The organism is Chryseobacterium sp. RU33C (genome assembly GCF_900156015.1).
Lineage (GTDB): Bacteria > Bacteroidota > Bacteroidia > Flavobacteriales > Weeksellaceae > Chryseobacterium > Chryseobacterium candidae.
Window position 1 is genome coordinate 21,950 of the sequence record NZ_FTMT01000009.1, and the last position, 17,251, is coordinate 39,200.

Below are 17,251 nucleotides of genomic sequence, written 5' to 3' on the forward strand. Positions count from 1 at the left end.
CTGAGAATGTATTTTGTGTGATGCTGTATTTCAACACTTTCATATTATTTATTAATGATTGAATTAATGGTTACAACAGATTGGTTCACCTGCTGGATAGATTCCAGATATTTCAACTGGATATTCGTGGCTGTCTGCAGGGCAAAAAGATATTCTACATAAGAGATTTCTCCTGTTTTATATCCCAACTGAGCTGCTTTTACAATTTTCTCTGCGTTAGGCAATGCCTGGCCTGTATAGTAGTCATACTGCTGTAAATCCTGATGATACTGACTGAAGGCGTTTTCCAACTGAGCAGAAAGCTGTTTCTGCTGCATTTTAGCATTGGTTTCAGCGACCTGTTTTTCATATTCCAACGCCTGAATTCTTGCTTTCGTCGTCCCAAATGTTAATGGAATTGCTACGCCTACTGTTGCCGACTGAAAACGCTTTCCTGAGTTATAAAAATTCTCCTGCCCGTTGATGGTATGAAAACCTATCAAAGACTGGTTGGTATATCCTAAGCTGAAATCAGGAAGCCCAAGGGATTTTTCAACTTTTTTGTTTTTCTCGGCGATCTCCATTTCCTGGTAAAAAGCTTTTACCGTAGGATTATTGGCAACCACAGCGCTATCGAGCACATTTTCTGCTTTTAAAGGTGCATAATCTCTGTTAAACGGAACTTCAAGATCTTCTGACGTGTTCATCAGCGTTTTTAAATTCTTGTAGGCGTTATTCAGAAAAACTTCATTTTGTCTGAGCAGCAGATCAATTTCCCCTTTCTGGGTTTCCGCTGTACTGATCTCGATCTTTTTGATATCACCCGCTTTGAATCTTACGTTTGCAATTCTGATGAATTCCTCATAATATTTATCAAGACTGGTCAGCTGGGCTTTATTATACTGAAGATATTCAATCTGATAGTAATAGGTACGAACCTGCTTTATCAGTTCATTGGCCGTAATTTCTTTATCAATCTGTCTGCTTTTAATATTCTCATTGATTAATTCTTTTCTTGCTTTAAATAATGTTGGAAAAGGGATACTTTGTGATATAGCAAATGATTGGTCAAACTTCGGACTGTTGTATTGTCCGAGCTGCGCTTCAAAGCTCAACTTAGGGAGTTCTTTTGCAGTTGCCCTCAATGCTTCAGCGGATTTAATACTTAGGTCTTTTGACTGCAGGGTTAAGTTATTATTCACAGCCTGCTCTACCGCCTGTTCCACAGAAATAGATCTGGACTGTGCTTTAAAAGTCTGTCCCAGCATCATGAAACCTACAACAAGAACCGTTGTAAACATTCCTGTATTACTATTTTTTCTTTTCAAAATCTTTGTGTTAAAAATGATATACAACATTGGCAAAACAAATAGTGTTAGGAATGTTGCGGTTACCAGACCACCAATCACTACTGTAGCCAAAGGTTTCTGTACTTCTGCTCCTGCTCCGGTGGAAATAGCCATAGGTAAAAATCCTAAAGAAGCTACCGTAGCCGTCATCAGTACAGGTCTTAATCTGGTTTTTGTTCCTTCAAATACTCTTTTCAGAATATCGGTTTCGCCTTCTTTTTCCAATTGGTTAAATGTTCCAATCAAAACTATTCCATTCAATACCGCTACTCCAAAAAGGGCAATAAATCCAATTCCGGCACTGATACTGAAAGGCATGTCTCTTACTAAAAGCGCAAAGACACCACCAATAGCACTCATAGGAATCGCTGTAAAGATCAATGCAGCCTGTTTAAACGAGCGGAAAGTAAAATACAACAGCATAAAAATCAGAAGCAATGATACCGGAACAGCGATCATCAGACGTTTGCTTGCTTCCTGTAGGTTTTCAAACTGCCCACCATAGGTAAAGTAGTATCCGGAAGGAAGTTTCACTTTATCCAGTTTTGCCTGAATATCTTTCACCACACTTTCCACATCACGGTCTTTCACATTGAATCCGATCACAATTCTACGTTTTCCCTGTTCACGACTGATTTGTGCAGGTCCTAATTTGTAACTGATATTAGCGACCTGCGATAATGGAATCTGTGCTCCGGCAGCAGAAGTGATCATCAGATTATTCACATCTGAAATATCGGTTCTGTGAAGACTGTCCAGGCGGACAACCAGATCAAAACGTCTTTCATTTTCAAACACCTGTCCGGCAGCTTTTCCTGCAAAGGCTGTACTTACAGCATTGTTGACATCTTCAATATTCAATCCGTAATTAGCGATTCTTGTTCTGTCATACTGAACATTGATCTGCGGGAGACCACTCACTCTTTCAACCTGAGGAGCTGTAGCTCCATCGACTGTCTGAATGATTTTCCCTACTTTATCCGCATACAAGGCTAAAGAATCAAGATTTTCTCCGAAGATTTTTACGGCAACATCCTGCCTGATTCCTGTCATCAGCTCATTGAAACGCATCTGAATAGGCTGGTTTTTCTCAAAAAATACCCCAGGAATTGTTTCCAGCTTTTCACTGATCTCATCCGCGAGTTCGTTGTAGGATTTCTTGGTTTTCCATTCGCTTTGTGGTTTTAATACAACGATCATATCAGTGGCTTCAGGGGGCATCGGGTCTGTAGGAACTTCGGCTGAGCCAGTTTTCCCTACTACCATTTTCACCTCATCAAACTGTCTGATCAATCTTGAAGCCTGCATGGAGGTTTCTATACTCTGGCTCAATGAACTTCCCTGTGGTAAAATACAGTGGAATGCAAAATCGCCTTCCTGCAGCTGCGGAATAAATTCGCCTCCCATATTTTTGAAAATAAAAGCAGAAATAAGAAACACGACAGCCGTTGCTGATACAATGATATATTTGATTTTAATTGCTTTCTGTAATAATGGCTGGTATACCTTTTGAAGACGGTTCATCATTTTATCAGAGAAGGTTTCCTTGTGGGATATTTTCTTAGATAAAAAGAGAGCACTCATCATCGGAATGTAGGTCAGTGAAAGAATCAAAGCTCCCAGAATGGCAAATCCTACTGTTTTGGCCATTGGGGTAAACATTTTTCCTTCTACTCCAGCCAACGTAAGAATTGGAATGTAGACAATAAGGATGATGATTTCTCCAAAGGCGGCACTGCTCCGAATTTTTGATGCAGAAAGGAAAACTTCTTCATCCATTTCAGACTGTGTCAAAGCACGAGTAGATTTTCTTACGCCTAAATGATGTAAAGTGGCTTCTACAATAATTACGGCACCATCTACAATCAACCCGAAATCTATGGCTCCAAGGCTCATCAGGTTGGCGCTTACCCCGAAAACATTCATCATTCCCAATGCAAACAGCAAGGAAAGCGGAATGGCTGAAGCTACGATAAGTCCGGCTCTCAGGTTTCCTAAGAAAATAACGAGAACGAAAATAACAATTAAAGCTCCCTCGATGAGATTTTTCTGTACGGTATTGATGGCTCTGTCTACAAGATCTGTTCTGTCCAGAAAGGGTTCTATAATGACATCATCGGGAAGAGATTTCTGAATGGTCGGGATTTTTGCTTTGATATTGCTGACTACTTCATTACTATTGGCTCCTTTCAGCATCATCACGACTCCACCCACAGCATCTACTTTTCCATCATAGGTTAATGCTCCGTAACGAACGGCACTTCCTAAACGAACATCGGCAACGTCTTTTATAAAGATCGGAACGCTTCCTGTTTCGTTTTTAACTGCAATGTTTTTGATATCCTCAAGTGAAGTTACCAAACCAATTCCACGGATGAAATAGGCGTTGGGCTTTTTATCAATATAAGCTCCTCCGGTATTCTGATTGTTTTTTTCAAGCGCTGTAAAAATTTCGGTGATGCTTGTTCCCATTGCTTTTAACCGATTGGGATCAATGGCCACTTCGTACTGTTTTAATTCACCTCCGAAACTGTTGATCTCTGCAACTCCAGGTGTTCCGTTCAGTTGTCTTCGAACGATCCAGTCCTGCATGGTGCGCAGTTCTTTAGCATTGTATTTCTTTTCGCTTCCTTTTTTAGGGTGAAGAATATACTGATATACTTCTCCAAGACCTGTACTTACAGGAGCCAGCTCAGGAGTTCCCACTCCTTTTGGAATTTCTTCCACAGCATTTTTCAGTTGTTCATTAATGAGCTGTCTCGCAAAGTAAACATCTACATTTTCTTTGAACACTACTGTAATTACAGAAAGTCCGAATCTTGAAATACTTCTTGTTTCCTGAATATCGGGAACATTGGCAATGCTCTGTTCAATGGGAAAGGTAACCAGCTGTTCCACTTCCTGTCCCGCCAATGTAGGACATACAGTAATGATCTGCACCTGATTGTTGGTGATATCCGGCACAGCATCGATAGGTAATCTGGTGGCACTCCACGTTCCCCAGATGATCAGCACCAGGGTCATCAAACCAATGATCACCTTGTTTTTGATACTGAATTTTATGATTTTATCTAACACGATTGATATTTAATTTTTATTGAAAATAAATGCTCACAGCATTACAATGCTGCAGCAAAAATATCCTGAAAACCTCTGCAATGGTATTGCAAAGTTTCAAGCACAGTTTATAATCAGAAAGCATAGGCTTTCTAAAAGTCAATAAAAATTAAATTTTAGGAGGCTGCCAGATAGGATCATAAATCTGGTAAGCGAAGTCGTTTTTGTGGAATAGAATCTTTTTAGAAAAATAAGCCGGTATCTGCTCCGATATTTCTAATAAAGGATCCATTTTAAATGCTGAAACGGTTATCTGACAACAGCTGCATGCACACAATGGAGAACAGATATCTCCTCTTTCTGTAGAATGAACACCATGAATGCTTAATGCAATCTTATTATCTCCTGAATTCAACGGATGAGACGTGTCTTCACATGGCATTAATGAGAGTGCCATGAAATAAATTGCCAGTATCCATCTTAAGAGGTTCATTGTTACAAAGGTAGAGATTTTTTATAAACTGAATTATTCATATTAAGTATTTAACTAACATTTTTATGTAAAAACCTATTCGCAAATATGTACCAAGGTCTTTATGATAAAAATAAAATTCATATCATTGAAAATAAAAATAACTCAATATGAAAAAGGGTACATATGAAAAATAATCACTTTTTTATCACCTTTTATTTGCTGATTATCATTAGTCTGATATCATGTAATAAGCAAAATACAATAAACCAGAATTCATCATTCATTTATAAAGATTTGACTGATACCTACGATTCAAAAACAGGTTTGTTTACACGAAACTATGATTCCGATTCAACTACGATAAAGGTCAATTTAACCAGAGAAGAAGAAGAAAAAATTCTGAAAACTTTTTCAGAAAACAGCTTTGAAAGTCTTCCTTCTACAATTGATTGTTCTATATGGGGATATAATCCTAAGATTTATAACAGATTGATTCTGAACAATATTAATGTAGAGTATATTCACAATACTGAAGAAGGATGGTTCTGCTATAATGGAAAAAAATTCGACAGAATTAACAAAACTATACAGGATATTATCTTCAACAAAAATGAAGTGAAACAACTAGAGCCTTCCACTATAGCATATGAATAAAAAGTATCTGATTGTGGTTAAATATATTTTTTCAATATTCTGCATGATAGGATTTCTAAGCAGTTACGGACAAAAACTATATAAAATAGAAAAAGATCAATTCGGGGAACCTTTATTAAATAATAAAGCAGAATATTCATTTACAGAAAAACCTTCTGAAGAAGATTTAAAAAAAATCGATACTACAGCATATTATGTTCAAATTTTTGAAGATCAATACCACAACGAAAATGAAGTAAAAAATCCAACAATTATTATTTTTCATGATGATGGTTATTTTAGAGAAACATCACTTTTGGCATTTGGGAAATTTGATGAGCATAGAGGAAAAAATTCTGTTTATTATGGAGGAAAATATAAAATAAAAAATAATAATATTCAACTTGAACAATTTGGAAATTCTCCAGATTCAAAAAATTGGTATACAAGATATATAACTAAAGGTAAAATAGAAAATAATAAAATTATTTTTAATGAAGGTTTAGTTTCTGTTTTTGAGAAAAGAAAAAATTTATCCATAAAATAGCGAAATCTTTAATTTTGGAAACAATAAGTAAAGCAGGTCAACAAGCCGCAAATTGGAATAATTGGTTTTGGAAAGGATATTTTTCAATGACTTATGAAAATAACTTTAAAAACAAAAACCACCGCAAAAGCAGTGGCTAAAAATCAAATCTAATTATAAGTATGTCCTCTTATAAGTTCGGGTTGTTTTCAGATTCTCTTTGTGGAATAATGAATAAATAATAATTACTGTTGGGTGTAAAAGCAGATTTATCCGGGAAATCAAGCACAGAATGCCCTTTACCGTCTACGGTTTTCACGGTACCGTCAGGTGTGGTTATCTGAACTTTTATCGGTTTACCATCTGCATCTACAAATGGTTTTCTTACTACTGTACCCTGCGTTCTGATAATATCTGAAAGCGAGAATCCTTCTCCGAACAATTCTTTTCTTCTTTCAATCAGAACTGCATTTACTACCGCATTCTGCGCTAATGAACCATTGTAAATATTGGCATTTCTCGCTAATTTCAATTGATTCAATACTGCGACTGCCTGAGAAACATTTCCGCTTCTGGCTTCTGCTTCTGCTTCAATCAAATACATTTCTGCAGCCCTCATGTAGACAATATCAGCAATAAGGGTTGGCTTAAACTTAAACTTGGCATACCTCAGCAAACCTTCTCTTCCTTTTTGCCCGTCCCATGAAAACAACTGGGATCTGATGTCATTAGTATCAAAAAGATCCTTAAAATAAGGGTCTGCCATAAAACTGTAATAATAACTTCCCGATGAAGACACATCCAGATAATGGAAAGCATAACTCGCATCCGATTGCTCCTGAGTCTGCCCGTGTCCCCAGATCCATTCAGCATTGTTGATATCATTAAAGCCATCTTTATATTTCTCCGGAGCCATCAGTGGAAATCCTTCTCTTGCAATTTTTGCAGATGCTGAAGCTTTGCTCCATTCACCAGTATTCAGATAAGTTCTGGCCAGAAGTCCATTCACAACAGAACGGTTGATTTTATCTTTATTGTTTCTTGTATAACTTTTCAACAGGTTATCAGCATGCGTAAGATCACTTTTAATCAGAGTATAGATTTCTTCAAGACTTGCTCTCTTCTTCCCTACCGTGCTTGTTGTGGAAGGTTCAGTATAAATCGGGGCTGTCAATGCTGATTTGTCTTTCAGATAGCTGAACTGATAGAAGCTCGCCAGATTAAGGTAGCAGAAAGCACGTAATGCTTTTGCCTGTCCTTTCACCTGATTCTTTTTCTCCTGACTTCCTTCCGTTCCATCAATTCTTGTAATCACATTATTCATATTATTGATAGTGGAATACAATAAAGACCATATAAACAGCGGGCGGCTAGCTGTACTGTTCACCATTTCTGTAAAGGCATAAGTAGAACTAAAACCATATTTATTGGTCAATACGGCCACATCACTTCCCATGGCATCACTGGCTCTTAGAACAGTAGAATAACCGATATTGGCATAGGTTGTTCCATCGTTATTAAACTTTGCCCAGGTACCATTTACAACAGTTTCTGCACTTTCAGCTGTTTTGAAAACCTCCACGCTGTTGGCCTGATCAGTCGGAGCTGTGTCCAGATCATTTTCACAGCTTGTCAATGACAAAAACCCGATAAGTGCAAATGATATGTATTTTAATTTTTTCATTGTTTCAATTTTTAAAGGTTAAAGAGTTGCCTGAAGACCAAAAGTGATGGTTCTCATCGCAGGATATCTGTAATACGTTGTTCCGTCCAAAGCCTGTTCAGGATCCATTCCTTTGTGTTTATAGAAGGTCAGGAGGTTTTCTGCCTGGATATAAATTCTGAACTTCTTCAATCCGATTTTCTCAAAATAATCCTCAGGAAGTGTATATCCTAAACTTAGATTTTTAAGCCTTGCATACGTTCCGGAGTAAAGGAATCTTGAAGAAGTTGAGGTCCAGTTATTCGTTGTTGTACTCAATCCCGGAACGTCTGTATAAGGATTTTCCGGTGTCCATCTGTTCAATATTTCAGCACTCCATGCGCGCCCTCCTGCACTTCCGTTATGCATGATGGAAGTATAATCGGTATCTAAAATTTTTCCTCCGATTTTAAATGTCAGCAATCCTGAAAAATCAAAATTCTTATAGGTGATGCTTGTACTGATTCCACCTGTCAGCTTAGGTAATGCAGAACCTTGTAATAGTTTTGTAGCTTTTGAATATTCCGAAGTTGTTCCTTCCACTGAGTTTCCGCTGGCATTGGTAGTAACAGTTTTCCATAAGGGTTTTCCATTGCCTGGATCCACACCAACCCATTCCGGAATAAAGAAATCATATAAAGAACCTCCTACTGTCAGCAATTTAGTTCCTACCACAAGAGAACCTCCGGGTAATTTGGTTACTTTGTTGTTTAAAGTACTTAGGTTCACATCTACATTCCATTGAAAATCATCATTCTTAATAGGTGTTGTAAATAATGAAAATTCAAATCCTGTATTCTGGATGGTTCCGATATTCGCAGGATAATCACTGATTCCCAATGATGGTGCAACCGGCATATTAAACAGAAGATCCTGGCTTTTTCTTTTAAAATATTCGATATTCCCTTTAATCCTGTTATTCAGAATGGAGAATTCCAATCCTACATTTAAATTAAGGTTGGTTTCCCATTTCACATTATTGGTAGAAGTCTTTTCAAGGGTTGTTCCCGGCTCTCCGCCAAGGCTTATAAATCTATAAAGCTCCTGATACGCATAATAAAGCGGCTGCCCATTAGGTCTAAGTAATTTATCATTCCCCTGACCTCCGTAGCTGGCACGCAATGTCAATTGATTGAAAACATTCAGGCTTTTAATAAATTCCTCGTTCGAAATTTTCCATGAACCTCCTACTGACCAGAATCTCCCCCATCTGTTATCTTTCGCAAATCTCGAAGAACTGTCTGCTCTTCCCGATGCAGATAAAAAGTAAGTATTATTGTAGTCATACTCTACTTTTCCAAGGAAACTCAATAAGCTTAATTTATTGCTGTTCCCACTGAAGCTTCCCAGCAGAGAAGCAGCATCCGGTTCATAATAATAAGGAAGTGAAAACTGGCTTCTCGTTCCTGAAATGGTCTGATAATCGTATTTATAAAACTCGTGTCCTGCTAAAGCATTTACATGGTGCTTTCCAAACTTTTTATCATACGTCAGAATATTGCTGGTTGTATAAGAAAGTGTTCTGGTATTTGTTTTCGTTACCGAACCTCCAATTTCAGCGCCTTGCCCCAATAATGGATTTGAGTAATAATGTCCGTTATAATTCACTAAATCCACAGAGAAGCTGGTCTTGAATTTCAACTCCGGCAAGAAAGTGAATTCCATGAATCCTTTTCCGGAGAAGTTATCTTCTTTGTTTTCGTTTTTGTCTAAAGGCAGTGTTGCAGCGGCATTCTGATTCTGAAGCGCATTCGTAGGCCTGTATTTTCCAAAATCATAAACCGGGTTTCCATCAGCATCCAAAATATAAGTACCATCTGCATTTCTTTCATAATAAGGATAGAATGAAGGAATAAATCTTGCTGCGTTGATGATGTTACTCGCCTTGGAATCCGAAGAAGTAGGCGCCTGCTGAATACTGTTTGTATAATTCAGGTTTACTCCAACATTAAGCCATTTTTTCACTTCGGAATTGATTTTTAATCGGGTATTATATCTTTTAAAACCGGATTCAATCGCCATCCCTTTATCATCCAGATATCCCAGTGAAAAGAAGTAATTGCTTTTATCACTTCCTCCGCTGATATCAAGATCCACCTGATTCCTTGAAGCTACTCTCTGTAAAATATCTCTCCAGTCATCATTCCAAAGCGGCGATGCACCAGGTAATAATTTCCCATCTGTTCCTACCGGTTTTGGATAAGCAGTGCCATATGGATTAATTCCAAGGGTCGAAACAAGATTATCAGTTGCCATTTGTGCAGCCTGCTGAGAAGAAACTTTGCCAGACTGATATCCGTTTCTTAATGCTTCCCAATATAATTGAAAGTATTGATCTGTGTTTACCTGTTCATAATCTTTGACAGCTCTTCCTGAGAATCCCTGACTGATATTAAAATTAACTCTGGCTTCTCCTTTTTTCCCTGATTTTGTAGTGATGATAATAATCCCGTTTGCTCCTCTTGAACCATACAAAGCACTTGCTGTAGCGTCTTTCAAAACACTTATAGATTCAATATCGCTTGGGCTAATGGAGTTCAGGTTTCCGTCAAAAGGAATCCCGTCCACTACGTATAAAGGATCACTGGAAGCACTGATTGAGCCAATTCCTCTGATACGGATGGTAGAAACTGCGCCGGGCTGTCCCGATGCACTGGTAGTTTGAATTCCGGCAACCTGTCCTTCCAGTGCTTTGGTAATATTCGTAACTGGTCTGTTATTGATTTTATCGCTGGAAATTGTAGCTACAGAACCGGTATAGCTGTTTCTTTTTGCTTTTCCGTACGCTACCACTACTACCTCATCAAGTTCCTTTTCATGAAGGCTATCTTTTTTCGGCATGGAATTCTGTGCATTGATGCTGGTTATTCCCAGAAAAAAAGCAGCAACCGGAGGTATCCATGCTTTAGAATTGAATAAATTTTTGCTAATCATAATCAATTTTATTTATCATATATTAAAATTTTACCCTTTGCAGAAAAGTCAGCAAAGGGCATCGATAAATACGACAAACCAAATGCTTATTTTTCCTTAAAAGGCTGAATGTAACACCTTGCCCCACGAGGTAGGTTGTTAAGATTTCACAGGGTCAGTTCCCTCCATCTTTCTTTATAAGCCGATCGAAATATGATTGCAAAGCTAAAAACTTTTAGTCTACAAAACAAGTAGACTTATTTATTTTTCATGATAATTTTTTAATAATTAACATAAATTTTTAATAAAACCCACTACAATAAGAAGTTGCAGACCTTATCATTTATTCAAACATGACAAATATCATTGTCAATAATTCAATAGCATGAAAATTCAGTATACCTTAATTTTGTGTGATTTATTGAAAAAACTTTTTAATTTTATGCCATGAAAGTTTTGATCATCAATGGCCCTAACCTCAATCTGTTAGGCACAAGAGAACCGGAAATCTATGGAAATGTTTCTATGGAAAGTTATTTGGAAAATTTAAGATCCGAGTTTCAGGCTTATGAATTACAATATTACCAGTCTAATATTGAAGGTGAGCTTATCAACAGACTTCAGGAGGATGATTTTGATGCGGTAGTGATCAATCCCGGAGCTTTCACCCATTATTCCTATGCAATTGCTGATTGTTTAAAAAATATTCGTAAGCCCAAAGTAGAAGTTCACATCAGCAATATCTACAAAAGAGAAGAATTCCGACAGAAGTCTGTAACAGCCGCTAATACGGATGCCGTTTTATCTGGCTTTGGAATGGATGGGTATAGATTGGCTTTATTGAGTCTGAAATAATTCAGTCGTTTATTTTCCCACAGATGGCACAGATTTTCACAGATAATTATAGAAAAAAAACATATGTCAGTAGTTGCACTGCTGCAAAAATCTATTAAATTTTGAGAAATAAAATACAAAAGCCTCATCATTGATGAGGCTTTTGTACGTTTATGGTTAACTATTAAATAGTTTGTTCCTGTAATTGAGGTCCTGAAGCTACTAACTTCTTACCTTCTTCAGTATCACAGTACTGTTCAAAATTCTTGATATATCTTGAAGCAAGATCTTTTGCTTTTTCTTCCCATACCGAAGCATTTTCATAGGTATCTCTAGGATCTAAAATACCTGCAGAAACGTTTGGTAATTCAGTAGGAATTTCAAGATTCATAATTGGAACCTGAGCTTTAGGAGCATTATCAATAGATCCATCAATGATTGCGTCAATGATTGCTCTGGTATCTTTAAGCGAAATTCTCTTTCCTGTACCGTTCCAGCCTGTATTTACCAAATAAGCTTTTGCACCGTGTTCCTGCATTTTACCGATCAATGTTTTAGAATACATTGTTGGGTGTAATGTAAGGAATGCTTCCCCAAATGCAGGGGAGAAAGATGGTTCAGGTTCTGTAATACCTCTTTCCGTTCCGGCTAATTTTGATGTATACCCGCAAAGGAAGTGGTACTGAGCCTGATCTTCATTCAGGATAGAAACCGGAGGAAGTACTCCGAATGCATCTGCTGAAAGGTATACAATCTTCTTGGCATGACCTGCTTTAGAAGGCAATACAATTTTGTTGATATGATATATTGGATAAGAAACTCTTGTGTTCTCAGTGATTGAACCGTCTGTATAATCTGCTACTCCATTGTTAATAACAACGTTTTCAAGAAGTGCATCTCTTTTGATGGCAGCGAAGATATCCGGTTCTTTTTCTTCAGATAAGTCAATCACTTTAGCATAGCATCCTCCCTCATAGTTGAATACTCCGTTGTTATCCCATCCGTGCTCATCGTCACCGATAAGGTATCTTTTAGGATCTGCTGATAAAGTAGTTTTACCTGTTCCAGAAAGACCAAAGAATAAAGCAACATCACCTTTCTCTCCAACGTTCGCAGAACAATGCATGGAAGCCATACCTTTTAACGGAAGGTAATAGTTCATCATGGCAAACATTCCTTTTTTCATTTCACCTCCGTACCAGGTACCTCCAATGATCTGTAGTTTTTCAGTAAGGTTGAACATAATGAAGTTTTCAGAGTTTAATCCCTGAGCTTCCCAGTTCGGGTTTGTTGTTTTTGATCCGTTGATTACAGTGAAATCCGGCTCACCGTAGTTTTCAAGTTCGTAGTGAGAAGGACGAATGAACATATTAGTAACAAAATGCGCCTGCCATGCTACTTCAACGATAAATCTTACTTTAAGTCTCGTATCTGCATTCGTTCCGCAGAATGTATCTACTACATAAATCTTTTTAGATTCAGCAAGCTGGTTCAGCACTAGTTCTTTACAAGACCCGAAAATTTCTGCTGTTGTAGGTAGGTTTACTTTACCATCCCAGAAAATTGTATCTCTTGTAACATCATCCTGAACAATATATCTGTCTTTAGGTGAACGACCTGTGAAAATTCCTGTTTTTACCGATACTGCGCCAGATTCCGTAAGCTCAGCTTGCTCAAACCCCTGATTTTCAGGAGAAACTTCAGCCTGATATAATTCTTCATAAGAAGGATTATACACTACTTCATAGTTTCCTTTAATCCCTAATTTCTCTAAATCCTGGATGATTTTAGTGTTTTTCATTTTACTTATATTTTCTATTTCTTTATTGACTTCAACAAAAATAATATTAATTATTTGTTAAAGGTGGTTTAAATATACTGATATAAGTCAGAATGACAAATAAAAAAAAAGGATTGCAATTACTTGATTATAAGTTAATTATGTTTTCCCATTCTAAAACAGTGGAAAAACCTTTCTCCCAAAAATAGTTCTTATAGTCCCCAAATTTGGCACTCATTACAAAATCTCCACCCCATGCACCTAAACTTTTGACAAATAAAGGGCAATCTGAGAATAATTTTTCTTTAACTGTGAGAATTTCAAGAAAATTTGCAATTTTATGCTCATGAATCATCATTAATTCGGAAAATTTTTCCAATTCATTGCATAACAATATTTTTTTTGTGAGATCTGAAAATTCATCTACCAATTCCGGAGACTTCTTTTTGGACTTGTATAAGTTGATTCCCTCTCTACTATCCTGTTTCTGATTTAAATGGATAAAAATCAGTTCATTTTTAAAGGATGGACTGAAATCTACCTTCTCATATTTTATCTCAGGTTTACTCTGGAACAGAACTGCAGATTTTTCTTTAGCTACAGCAATATCGTATCCACTGCCACCTAAGCTGATAGTATTAAGATAAAAAGGATCAACCTCTGCCCATTCTGCCAGATTGTTCATCAGGGTGGAACTGCTACCAAGCCCATAATCCGCCGGAAACTGAAGATTGGTTTTTAAATGATAAGTAAGGTCTGCTTTGAATTTACTGCTAGAAAACTGCTGAACATTTTGTAGTGTTTTGGTAATGAATTCAGCACTTGATGGAATATTGGTTTCCAGAATCTGCCAGTTTTTATAATCTATGACAGCTTTTAACCATAATGTATTCTGATGATAAGCTTCCCAAAAAATAAGAGATTTTCCATCTTCTTTTTCTTCAAAGAAAAACTCTTGTCCCAGCCTGGTAGGTACCGCTAAGACAAGAGCTCCATCTAAAGCGAAATATTCTGAAGTAAGCATAAGCTTGCCCGGTGAAAATATCGCGTTCATATTTTTATTAGATTGCAGAAGTTGCTTCTACAGATCCGTCAATTTTTTTGATCAATCCCTGAAGGGTTTTTCCTGGCCCTACTTCTACGAAGTTTGATGCACCGTCTTTAATCATATTCTGAACAGACTGTGTCCATTTTACAGGACCGGTAAGCTGAGCGATCAGGTTTTGTTTGATCTCATCGGGATTTGTTACCGCTGTAGTCGTGATATTCTGGTATACAGGAATTGTTGCTTTTCTGAATTTTGTTTTTTCGATAGCCGCGGCCAGTCTTTCCTGTGCAGGCTGCATCAATGGTGAATGGAAAGCTCCGTTTACTGGCAATAACAATGCTCTTTTAGCTCCTGCTTCTTTCAGTTTTGCGCAAGCTTCTTCTACTGCGGGGGTTTCTCCGGAAATTACCAATTGTCCCGGACAGTTATAGTTGGCAGGAACAACAATTCCGTTGATCTGTGCACAGATTTCTTCAACCTTAGCATCTTCTAAACCTAAGATAGCTGCCATAGAACTTGGATTGGCATTGCAAGCTTCCTGCATAGCCTTTGCTCTTTCAGAAACTAATTTCAAACCGTCATCAAAGGATAAGACTCCGTTGGCAACCAAAGCTGAAAACTCTCCTAAAGAGTGTCCTGCAACCATTTCAGCACCAAGACCATTTACGGCTTTTAATGCTGCTACTGAATGTATAAATATTGAAGGCTGGGTAACCTCTGTTTTCTTAAGATCCGCATCCGTACCGTTAAACATAATGGAAAGAATGTCGAAACCTAAAATTTCATTGGCAGATTCCATCAGATCTTTAATATCTTTTCTAGAATCATACAATTCTTTTCCCATTCCTACGAACTGAGATCCCTGCCCTGGAAATACAAGTGCTTTCATGTATTGAATTAAATATTATGCAAATATAACTATAATGTTAATAATATTCTTTTAAACAGCTATAAATCATTTAAGGCACTAACCTGATTACTCTATAACCGGTATTTACATAAGCACCATTAGCTTTAGATTTTACAAACTCAAATTTGGTAGCAAGCTGAGTCTGAACTTTATTCATCTGTTTAAAGATCTCTCCTTTTTTATTTTCTCTTGTTAACATGTCATTAACAACATCAAAACCTACGATTGCATATTTTGGTGGAGTTTTACAGTATTTGCTTTTATAAGCAGCCAGAATTTCTTTTTCAAAATTTCCGTCCGTATTAATCTTTCTATCCATCAGATATACCAGACTTGCCTGGCTCAGTTCGTCTACTCTCTTCTCAAAAACCGGAGAATAGAACATACTGAATGCTTTTATTCCCTGAACTTCTTTAGAAATAGCGATCATTCTGTTGGCAAAAGCATCTCCAGCAGCATTATCATCATTTGCTAAAATGGCAATAACCGGTGCAGACTGTCCTGTCATCATATTCTGATCCGGCTGAATATCTGCCGGGGAATTAACAATAATGATATTAGGATTTTTCACCGCTTTTTCAAGTCCGGCTTTGATATAATTGGCATTTTCTTTTTTAGCATCTGCCACTATATATATTTTCTGATCTGAATAAATTCCTTTTACCTCTTCTACAATCTTATCAGCATAGGTCTGATTGTTGGTCTCAACAATAATAAGATTACTGTAGTTATAGAGTTCCGGAGAGTTGGCAAATGGTGCTACAACCGGAATTTTCTGATTTTTGGTAAAATCAAGAACATCAATTACATTGGATTTAAAGAAAGGCCCTATGATAAGGTCTGTATTATCAGGATTGATCTGTGTTAAAGAGTTTTTGAATGAAGCTTCATTTCCAGAATCTACCACTTTAATATCCAGTTTTTGTCCTCCTCTTGCATTTCTTTCAATGGCAAGTTTAGCTCCTGTCAAAAAATCAAGAGCCATTGCTCTATACTGAGTTTCGTTGGTACTGTATCCGAAAGGAAGCATTAAGATAACACTTAAAGCATCACCGTTTTTCTTTACGTATGCAGCATCCTGCTTTTTAATTTTTAAAACCATTCCGGTTTTCAAACCATGTGAAAGATCCGGGTTAAGAGCAATAAGCTCATCAATAGAAACACCGAATTTGTTAACGATAGAGAATACTGTATCACCCTGCTGAACTGTATAGGTTACATAATCATCACCTGCTGCAACATTGGAAGCAGTTGTTGATTTTTCGTTCCCGGAATCCATTTTTGCTTTTGGATTAGCAGTTTCTGCAACAGTATCAGTATGAGTCGTTGTATTTGTTCTTTTTATTTTAATGGTATCACCTGGTTTCAGTCCTTTTTCTTCCAATCCCGGATTTAAAGCATAAAGGTCCTGCTGGCTGATGCCAAACTGTTTTGTAATTCTGTAATAATTATCTTTAGCCTGGATAACATAAGACTCTCCTTCTACAGCAGCAGTAACGGTTGTAGGGGTAATCGTCGTTATATTTTTTTCTACAGCGGGTTCAGCATGTTTTTCTGCTGTTACAGCCTGCTGCTCACCACCATATTTTTTAATGCTGGCAAGAGGTAAGGTGATTTCGTCCCCTATTTTCATGTGAGAATCCAGTTCAGGATTCAGTTTTCTCAAATCAGTTTCGGAAATTCTGTATTGTTTTGTAATACCATATATTGTTTGCTTTGGCAGTAAAACAATTTTACCCAGAGAAGAAGCACTTGTGTTTGAAGTTACTTTTTCCGCCGGAGCAGTTTTTGTTACAGCCGGAGTGGCTGCTTTGTCTGATTTTATGGTTAAAACATCTCCGATCGCCAGTTTGCCATCTTTATGTTTGGGGTTTAGCTTCAGCAATTCATCTACAGTCATTCCATACTTTTTGGCAATGTTGTAAGGATTGTCACCTTGCACAACCGTATGTGATTTCTGGGCTGAAACTCCCAAAACCATACATAAACTGGATAGAATAAAAAACCTCTTTATCATATTCGATAATTATAATTTACAAAAATAC

Annotated in this window: 11 protein-coding genes and 1 riboswitch; of the genes, 3 read left to right on the top strand and 8 right to left on the bottom strand. The window is 37.2% G+C overall.

The features are described 5' to 3' along the window. Positions 1 to 44: 44 nt before the first annotated feature. The gene (locus tag BW946_RS09395; RefSeq protein ID WP_076595931.1) at positions 45 to 4,406 is read right to left on the bottom strand and encodes a CusA/CzcA family heavy metal efflux RND transporter; all 4,362 of its coding nucleotides are present in this window, start codon (positions 4,404 to 4,406) and stop codon (positions 45 to 47) included. 148 nt (positions 4,407 to 4,554) lie between these two features. Further along, on the bottom strand, positions 4,555 to 4,878 hold the full coding sequence (locus BW946_RS09400; protein ID WP_076595932.1) for a DUF6660 family protein: 324 nt from the start codon (positions 4,876 to 4,878) through the stop codon (positions 4,555 to 4,557). A gap of 165 nt (positions 4,879 to 5,043) precedes the next feature. Between BW946_RS09400 and BW946_RS09405 the strand changes: the two genes are divergently transcribed. Together BW946_RS09405 and BW946_RS09410 are read left to right on the top strand one after the other, a co-directional pair. Next, positions 5,044 to 5,514 (top strand): hypothetical protein, encoded by a 471-nt coding sequence (locus BW946_RS09405; RefSeq protein WP_076595933.1) that lies wholly within the window; start codon positions 5,044 to 5,046, stop codon positions 5,512 to 5,514. Then, on the top strand, positions 5,507 to 6,040 hold the full coding sequence (locus tag BW946_RS09410; protein ID WP_083688838.1) for a hypothetical protein: 534 nt from the start codon (positions 5,507 to 5,509) through the stop codon (positions 6,038 to 6,040). Before BW946_RS09405 ends, BW946_RS09410 begins: the two co-directional genes overlap by 8 nt. A 169-nt stretch (positions 6,041 to 6,209) precedes the next feature. Here the strand turns inward: BW946_RS09410 and BW946_RS09415 are convergent, their stop codons facing one another. Together BW946_RS09415 and BW946_RS09420 are read right to left on the bottom strand one after the other, a co-directional pair. Further along, positions 6,210 to 7,703 carry a RagB/SusD family nutrient uptake outer membrane protein gene (locus BW946_RS09415; protein ID WP_076595934.1) on the bottom strand — a complete coding sequence of 498 codons (1,494 nt, stop codon included), beginning with the start codon at positions 7,701 to 7,703 and terminating at the stop codon, positions 6,210 to 6,212. An 18-nt stretch (positions 7,704 to 7,721) separates the two neighbouring features. Beyond that, the gene (locus BW946_RS09420; RefSeq protein ID WP_076595935.1) at positions 7,722 to 10,655 is read right to left on the bottom strand and encodes a SusC/RagA family TonB-linked outer membrane protein; all 2,934 of its coding nucleotides are present in this window, start codon (positions 10,653 to 10,655) and stop codon (positions 7,722 to 7,724) included. An 83-nt stretch (positions 10,656 to 10,738) separates the two neighbouring features. After that, positions 10,739 to 10,838, bottom strand: a riboswitch (SAM riboswitch). Positions 10,839 to 11,081: 243 nt separating this feature from the next. Between BW946_RS09420 and BW946_RS09425 the strand changes: the two genes are divergently transcribed. Further along, a complete protein-coding gene (locus BW946_RS09425) occupies positions 11,082 to 11,489 on the top strand; it encodes a type II 3-dehydroquinate dehydratase (RefSeq protein WP_076595936.1) in 408 nt (135 codons plus the stop codon). Positions 11,490 to 11,652: 163 nt separating this feature from the next. On the opposite strand, the gene pckA is transcribed toward BW946_RS09425, so the two are convergent. The 4 genes from pckA to BW946_RS09445 all read right to left on the bottom strand — a co-directional run bounded on the left by pckA (position 11,653) and on the right by BW946_RS09445 (position 17,223). Then, positions 11,653 to 13,269 carry a phosphoenolpyruvate carboxykinase (ATP) gene (pckA, locus tag BW946_RS09430; RefSeq protein WP_076595937.1) on the bottom strand — a complete coding sequence of 539 codons (1,617 nt, stop codon included), beginning with the start codon at positions 13,267 to 13,269 and terminating at the stop codon, positions 11,653 to 11,655. A 127-nt stretch (positions 13,270 to 13,396) separates the two neighbouring features. Beyond that, entirely contained in the window at positions 13,397 to 14,302 is a 906-nt protein-coding gene (locus tag BW946_RS09435) for a GYDIA family GHMP kinase (protein ID WP_076595938.1), read from the bottom strand. 7 nt (positions 14,303 to 14,309) lie between these two features. Further along, complete coding sequence (gene fabD / locus BW946_RS09440) at positions 14,310 to 15,185, bottom strand: ACP S-malonyltransferase (RefSeq protein ID WP_076595939.1); 876 nt, start codon at positions 15,183 to 15,185, stop codon at positions 14,310 to 14,312. Between the two features lie 70 nt (positions 15,186 to 15,255). Next, a complete protein-coding gene (locus BW946_RS09445) occupies positions 15,256 to 17,223 on the bottom strand; it encodes a LysM peptidoglycan-binding domain-containing protein (RefSeq protein ID WP_076595940.1) in 1,968 nt (655 codons plus the stop codon). Between the last annotated feature and the right edge of the window lie 28 nt (positions 17,224 to 17,251).